Annotated in this window: 7 protein-coding genes and 1 pseudogene; 3 read left to right on the top strand and 5 right to left on the bottom strand. The window is 52.4% G+C overall.

Annotated elements, in window-relative coordinates:
• Positions 1 to 98: 98 nt before the first annotated feature.
• The 4 genes from HNP33_RS19650 to HNP33_RS19635 all read right to left on the bottom strand — a co-directional run bounded on the left by HNP33_RS19650 (position 99) and on the right by HNP33_RS19635 (position 3,275).
• Positions 99 to 623, bottom strand: coding sequence for an RES family NAD+ phosphorylase (locus tag HNP33_RS19650; RefSeq protein ID WP_267906731.1), 525 nt, complete (start codon positions 621 to 623; stop codon positions 99 to 101).
• 77 nt (positions 624 to 700) lie between these two features.
• The gene (locus tag HNP33_RS19645; RefSeq protein ID WP_184711554.1) at positions 701 to 1,333 is read right to left on the bottom strand and encodes a hypothetical protein; all 633 of its coding nucleotides are present in this window, start codon (positions 1,331 to 1,333) and stop codon (positions 701 to 703) included.
• 30 nt (positions 1,334 to 1,363) lie between these two features.
• The gene (locus HNP33_RS19640) at positions 1,364 to 2,254 is read right to left on the bottom strand and encodes a translation initiation factor IF-2 N-terminal domain-containing protein (RefSeq protein WP_184711553.1); all 891 of its coding nucleotides are present in this window, start codon (positions 2,252 to 2,254) and stop codon (positions 1,364 to 1,366) included.
• Positions 2,255 to 3,062: 808 nt separating this feature from the next.
• Positions 3,063 to 3,275, bottom strand: a complete 213-nt coding sequence (locus tag HNP33_RS19635) for a helix-turn-helix transcriptional regulator (RefSeq protein ID WP_325064966.1) — start codon at positions 3,273 to 3,275, stop codon at positions 3,063 to 3,065.
• Positions 3,276 to 3,415: 140 nt separating this feature from the next.
• Between HNP33_RS19635 and HNP33_RS19630 the strand changes: the two genes are divergently transcribed.
• The 3 genes and pseudogenes from HNP33_RS19630 to HNP33_RS19620 all read left to right on the top strand — a co-directional run.
• Complete coding sequence (locus HNP33_RS19630; RefSeq protein WP_184711551.1) at positions 3,416 to 3,982, top strand: hypothetical protein; 567 nt, start codon at positions 3,416 to 3,418, stop codon at positions 3,980 to 3,982.
• 127 nt (positions 3,983 to 4,109) lie between these two features.
• On the top strand, positions 4,110 to 4,307 hold the full coding sequence (locus tag HNP33_RS21240; protein WP_184711550.1) for an antitoxin Xre/MbcA/ParS toxin-binding domain-containing protein: 198 nt from the start codon (positions 4,110 to 4,112) through the stop codon (positions 4,305 to 4,307).
• A 64-nt stretch (positions 4,308 to 4,371) separates the two neighbouring features.
• Positions 4,372 to 4,634 (top strand): annotated as a pseudogene (locus HNP33_RS19620) (transposase); the annotation flags it as partial.
• Positions 4,635 to 4,699: 65 nt separating this feature from the next.
• Here HNP33_RS19620 and HNP33_RS19615 read toward each other — a convergent pair.
• Positions 4,700 to 6,388, bottom strand: a complete 1,689-nt coding sequence (locus tag HNP33_RS19615; protein ID WP_184711548.1) for a hypothetical protein — start codon at positions 6,386 to 6,388, stop codon at positions 4,700 to 4,702.
• Between the last annotated feature and the right edge of the window lie 6 nt (positions 6,389 to 6,394).

The raw sequence follows: 6,394 nt of genomic DNA, 5'->3' as shown, positions 1-6,394 counted from the left end.
CCAGTTTGTGGTGCGGTACTTGCGCCGACCCCAGTTCGTCTCACTCATCATCCGAGCCTACTACCGCTGCGGCCCGGATTTGTGCAACAAAGCCGCGATCATCGGAAGATCGCTCCTTGATTCTGCGCGGTCAAATAGTACTGGTACTTTCCATCTAATAGTGCATAGTTTGTAGCTGCTGGATTTCGCTTACTTGCGTAGCTAATGCCGACAAGCGCCGCCGCTTTTTCGGCCTCCCTCAGAAGACCAACCGCCTTTGCCGCAGCCTCTCGCCATGGCCGGACATCATCAAGGACACTTTTAAGATCTAGCCCGAAGACGCTAGCGGTTGCGTGATCAGTAAAGTCAATGAATTTGAGGTCCTCTTGGGAGCGCAAAATCACATGCTGAATTGGCGGAAGCTCCGTGTTAGTGTCATGCACGCGCTCGTAGGTGGGCGGGTCGGTCGGCAGCTGGAGTAAAGCCCCAAATTCCAGTGCAGCCGTAAAAAATGCATCCGAGGTATAGAGAACTCCATACTCATCGCTCCTGCCCAGCGGAGGATCTAAACGGCCCAAGCGGTATTGAGCAGGAGAGGGGCTGAAGTCCCCACCAGGGAATCGAAAGAGTCGATGGAGCTCCATGCCAGCGCTTAAGCAGCGCAAGCGGACTGTGAGGCCATTGTGTTGAAGAGTCTCTTCGTAGTTAGGTATCTGTGTGATCATGAGAGGGCATGACTGAGGCCCTCCAAAGCGTGGTCAATGACATACTCATGAAGCTTTGCAGCTTCGAGCTTTTTCAATTCGCCTATCACAGCCAAGTCTATACCGCTGCGCTTTGGTGATACGCCTAGCATTAGCTCTACCCCCGTCAGTCCGCCTAACGAAGGCTGAACTGAGCGCAAAAAATCCCATAGGAGGGCCATAGGCGCATTGAGCAGGCGAAAGCGCTCAATCAGCCTTGCCAGCATGACCGAGTCGAGTTTTGGACTGATCTGGAATGCTGGGTAGCGACGGCCATTTTCTCGCCCCGGCGGCAATACTGAAAAGAGCATTCCCTTCTTTTCCCGCTCGTACACATTCGCTCTAGTGCACTGCATGCGCTTGGCCATGGATTCGGCCGTGAGAAGCTCCGCGTTTAGGTCCTGGGGAGGGGAGGTGCTTTCCAGCAAAGAGACTACCTTTAAGAAGCCTGATGGCAAGCGACCAAGATTAGAGCTGACAGATGCAAGGCCGATCTCCTCCAGATCACTAAGGCGGATGCCTAAGCGATCAAGCATGGAAAAAGATACGGCCAATAGCATGATAGGAGCCTGAGTTGAATTTGAACTTACTTTGGAAGATTGTTGAGACATGGGACATGCGCCGCCAATGCGGCTTCTCAATCAATGGAGGGCAATTGTTGCCACACAGGATGGAAAGAAGCGCTTGTTTCGCCTTAACCGCCACGAGGCCAGCGCAGCCAGGGTATTGCCAGAGCGCAGATACCGGTTCTCTAGCTTTTTCTGTGAAAGTACCGATTCGTATCTGGCCCAAGCGATCAGAATTTTTGCTGTGAATGGGCTACTGAAGTAGTCATCACATATCCATAGAACAAGTGCTTCAAGGGTCGAAAAGACGTGTGGACTGGCGCCTTCAAAGCACTGCTGGAGGGCATGCAGAAGCGCTTCTCTGTCGCCGACTTCCGCAGCCTTATAGATAGCCGTCAAGCGGTCGATATAAGGACGAAGCGCCCTGGCATCAAACCATGTAGGTTGAAATCCATATATCGCCTGAAAAGCGCTCTTCAGATATGAAGGAAGCTCGTCGTCAATGAACAAGCCGCGCAGCGAATACGGATAGATGATTCGGCAGACAGTCTTGTCTTCATTGCTACGGCTTTCGCCATGAGCTTGAACCTTTATTTCTTCCTTGACCTCTTGCTTGATTTCTGCTCTGACTTTTTCTTGGGCCTTTTTCGTGAGCGTGATCCTCTTACGATCACCCGCCACATACAGACTCTGCAAGTGAGAGAGCAACTTTTGCTTATCTGCATCTGTGAGTGGTGAGTCCATCCCCTCTTTTTGCACGCCGGCCGCATGCAATTGCTCCAAAAGCTGCTCCGGTGACTTTCGAAGCTCTTCGGCAAACGATCTGACCGTTTCTGGCTGCGGTTCAAGACGAATGATCCGCCCTTGTTCGTGGCACGGTAGTGTCATGTAGCGCCCTCGCACATAGACACCTATAACGCGGGAACCATCAGAACAGTCAGCTTGAGTCAAGTTTTCATCACGCATTCTTTCAATTTATTCAATTTCGTCAACTTTGTCAAATTCTCAAAACGGCATCCACATCCAAGGTGAGGGCAGCACGGCGAATCGGTCTCGCAAGGTCTCCAACCTCGTCATCAAGGAGTCAGTAGTTAGCTTTTGGGCACACGATCGGCTTGGCAGAGGCCATCTTGGTCTGAAGTGCCTGTTCATGTGTCTTAAGAATGGGCTTCCTACAACCTGTCGGCCTGCTACAGCAAAGGCCACTGTCCACCACTCATCTGAAACTCGGGGCGATTCATCATGTGAATTAGATTTCGTGTACCATGGGAGCAGAGCGTGTTTGAACCTCCCCGCTCTCTAAACATACGAAGAGGTCCGCGTAGCACTCCCCACGGTCAGCTTGTAAAGAGCAAATAGTGGGTCGGTTAGGCAGCGGCTAACCACATGAGCAACTGCGTTGCTCGCCAATTTTCCTGATTGTGGGTCTGAGCTTTGCAGCTCTCTCTCACTATGTGTGTAAGCGCCAGGCGAATCTGTTCTCCTGACCGCGACCTGAAAGCCAGATCCGTTGATCTGGCTTTCGCCTTTTTAATCCGCAATCTTCGTACAGCGACTGCTCAGCGCGCGCAACGCCCGATCTGCACAGGCGCGAGGAATGATCCATCCCCCGTATTTCGTATTGCGAACACCATCCCAGCGGCAGATGTCGAACATGACCTGCTCTAAAGAACCCGATGATGGACCAGATACTGCCAAATCCCCACTTGGCAGCCAGACCGTTCGTATCCTTCCCTCTGCACCAGTCATAGCGAACAAGCTCACGATCCACCCTTTATGGATTGGAAGACGCTTCTAGACGCTCCTCCAGCAGGGCCACCAGAATAGATGGACGCACTTGCAGTGCCTTGGCCAGACTAAAGAGCGTTCCTACTGTCGGTTGCCGCTGTCCCAGCTCCAGCATGGATACATAGTTGCGCTCCACCCCAGCCTCAAATCCCAGCTGTTCCTGTGTCATGCCCGCCTGTTTGCGGTACATGCGCAACACATCTCCAAATGCCCGAGGCAGATCCAATCAAAACTCCAACAATAGTTGGAGAAATTGAATCAAGCCGCTACCATTCAGTCTTCCAACTATAGTTTGAATAACTAATCATTCATCGTCTTTCATTCACCGGCAATCGAGATATGCGCACTTTCTCATCCCCGTTTCAAAAGTGGCTGTCGCTGCTTTCCTTCTTCATTGCATTCGTTTTGAGCAGCCTGGCGCTGCCTGCACACGCAGGCCTCAAAGTGCTGGGTGTCGAAATTGGTGTCTCGACGCTGGAGCAGGTTCGCAAGCAAGCAGCGGCCTCCGGTGCTGTAAAAAACGGCGGCACCAACACCTGGAGTGAAGGTCCAACGCTGGAAGTACCAGGCAGCAGCTATGAAATCCAAGGGCTGAATTCAGTGCTCTATATCTTCACGCCGGATGAGAAATTGACGGCTGTGGTGATGACCATGCAGAACCATCGATTCGATGAGGTATTCGATGTCTTGGCTGGCAAATACAAGATGGTCAAGAAGGAGCGTCCCTTTGTTGGCAACAACTTTGCGAAGTTCTCTGCACCCGACTCCATCATTGAACTCGACGCTCCCCACCTAAGCTTCGAGATGCAGGTGAGGTACATGAGCAGCGGCTTTTCCAAGGCCTGGCGGGATGGTTTGCAGTCCCAACGCCAGCAAAAGCGCAACAATGACAAGAGCAGCTTCTGATCACTCCGAATCAGAGGACTAACCGCTCCCTGCATTCAGCACTCCTGTGCTGACTTCGCATGTGCTTGTGCCATGCCAGAAAGGTGCCGCCAGGATGGACTCAGCACGAGAACGACTACTTGAAGTAGTGCACGAACTTGTCACCACACATGGAGATCCAGAACAAGCAGCGCAATTCGACGCGGCTCAGTGGCTGGATGAATGGCTTAACAGGCCTCAGCCATCTTTGAACATGGCAAAGCCCGTTGATCTCATGCTGACGGAAGAGGGTCTTGCTGAAGTCGAGACGCTGCTCAAGCGCATGGCGGTTGGTGCGTTTGCCTAAGGCGTGCTCAGATGCGGCAGATGATGATCTCTAACCTGCCCCTCTGATGTCCAGTAGAACAATCATGAGTAAGCAGCGATATCCAGAAGAATTCAAGAGCGAAGCAGTCAAACAGATTACGGAGTATGGGCGTACCGTGGCTGATGTCTCAGAACACTATGGCGTTAGCCAACACAGCATCTACCAATGGCTAAAAGTACAAAGGACATTTGTAGGTGAACGCCAGTCACAGCTCTCACAAAGCGCAGAGCTGCGCTATCTGAAAAAAGAGCTAAAGCGGGTGACCGAGGAGCGCGACATTTTAAGAAAGGCTGCCGCGTACTTTGCTAAACAATTCAGATGAAATTAATGGCTATGGTTTGAGCGCGGCCGAGCGTGAGGCTGGAATCTGTTTACCTGACCAGGGCAGTCCACTTTGCAACTATCCATCTTCGGATAAATTCTGCGGGGGCTGCGTTGCTCTTAGGGACAAACAAAACGGCAGTATTGGGTCGCTGTACTCGCGTTGCAAAACTCTTTGCGATCTCCAGGCCGATGGAAGTAGATTTCTCGGTTTCGTCAGGGCTCAGAGGGCAAAGCAACAGCATTAGATGCAGTGCCTCAAAAGCTGTAAGCACTGCAGACTCTCCATTTTTTTCTATCAAAAAAGAAGCGACGCGTCTTGGCCTATGGCTTTCGTTTGAAATGAGCAGTGTGTTTGGAAGGACGCCGTCTTCATTGACAAGCATAGGCGTCGGAATCGTCCAGTCCTCTTCATCTCCTGATTGCAACACGCGAACTTGTGTAACTTCGATCGCAGCGAGGGCGGGTAACACGTGCTTTAGAAAGCCTGGCAGGTTGTCTTGTTTGGCATCTACCAGACTGACAGAGCGTATGCGCTGAGAGGAGCCTGGCGAGCCCACTGCCATATCAGCCACGGCTGGTGCTGATCCCGCATAGGCGGTTTGAGATGATGATGTTTGAATGGGGCGCGTGGCTTTGACGGGTTTGTTGTCCAAGTCAGGGAAGCGACGCCTTCCAAAGACCGGCTTTGTTGCCGATCCAAGGCTCGATGATGCATCCTGTTCACGAAGAGTCGATGCCTTGGGCTTGGCTGATGTCCGGCGGGATTGGACTTCCGGGGTGGGGCTCAAGGTGCCCCGCTTTACTGGCCTTTGTGAAGCACTAAGGCTTAGCTTAAAGCGCAGTGCCCGAAATGGAAACGGATGGGAGCAACTGCGCAACTGGTAAACGAGAAATGTGCCATGGTCTACATCTCCTTGTGGAAGCCATTTGCCCGTTACCTCAAGAGTAGTGAGGCCTTCAAACGGAAAAATGGCTTGAGGATAGACATCATGACCCGCCGTAGAAGCTTTCAGGCAAGAAGAAGGTATGAGGGCTGCAGCTCGCCATGCTGCGTCACTACCCGCGATGCGAGCAACGTCTTCAGCGCTCGCCTGCGGAATGCGCTCGGCTAATTCAAGATTCATGTTGCCAATGGGCGATAGATGGACTTTGCCATGCAGGTTACTCCTCGCCAATGGTGGCTCAAATAAGCGGGAAATCAGTTCGCTGGATGAGCCAAAATAGAAGCGGACCAGTTCCATGCAAGGCACCACCAAGTACCGCCTTTCTGGTAACGCTACACGTATGCAGTAGGAATGGGTGTTGTTGAGATGCCACGGATGTTGTGCCAGCGGCAAGAGAAACTGGCCATTCTCAAAGCTTGAGCCTGCCTTGACCAAGCTGGTGTGCTCGCGATCAATTGTGAGATTTTCGAAGGTCTCTTCTTCATAGTTGGGGCGGGCGAGCAGTGTCTGATCTTGCCAAAGATCCCCAATACGCAACAGCAATGTAGTACCGACACTGACCCACCTCTTGGTCTGTTGGCTCGCTGGCAGGGTGCAGTCGGGTTGTAGTAGGGATTTTGGGTTCTCTAGAGGGGTGCTAGCGACCACTTTTGAGAGATAGACCAACACCGACGGGTGTCGTCGGCGGGTCATCCGGTCGGGAAAAGCGATCGGACCGAACCAGTCAATGCGCCATATGTCCTGGCCTTTGGGAAAGGCTGCGATGCGCAATGATGGAGCGTTACTTTCCACTAGGCC

The sequence above is a fragment of the Comamonas odontotermitis genome, from assembly GCF_014207855.1.
Classification (GTDB): Bacteria; Pseudomonadota; Gammaproteobacteria; order Burkholderiales; family Burkholderiaceae_C; genus Comamonas; species Comamonas odontotermitis_A.
This window is presented reverse-complemented; position numbering and strand designations above follow the sequence as displayed.

Bases quoted from the DNA above. Each gene is read 5' to 3' on its own strand.
- HNP33_RS19650 (WP_267906731.1), bottom strand. From the start codon at position 623: ATGGAGCTCCATCGACTCTTTCGATTCCCTGGTGGGGACTTCAGCCCC.
- HNP33_RS19645 (WP_184711554.1), bottom strand. From the start codon at position 1,333: ATGTCTCAACAATCTTCCAAAGTAAGTTCAAATTCAACTCAGGCTCCT.
- HNP33_RS19640 (WP_184711553.1), bottom strand. From the start codon at position 2,254: ATGCGTGATGAAAACTTGACTCAAGCTGACTGTTCTGATGGTTCCCGC.
- HNP33_RS19630 (WP_184711551.1), top strand. From the start codon at position 3,416: ATGCGCACTTTCTCATCCCCGTTTCAAAAGTGGCTGTCGCTGCTTTCC.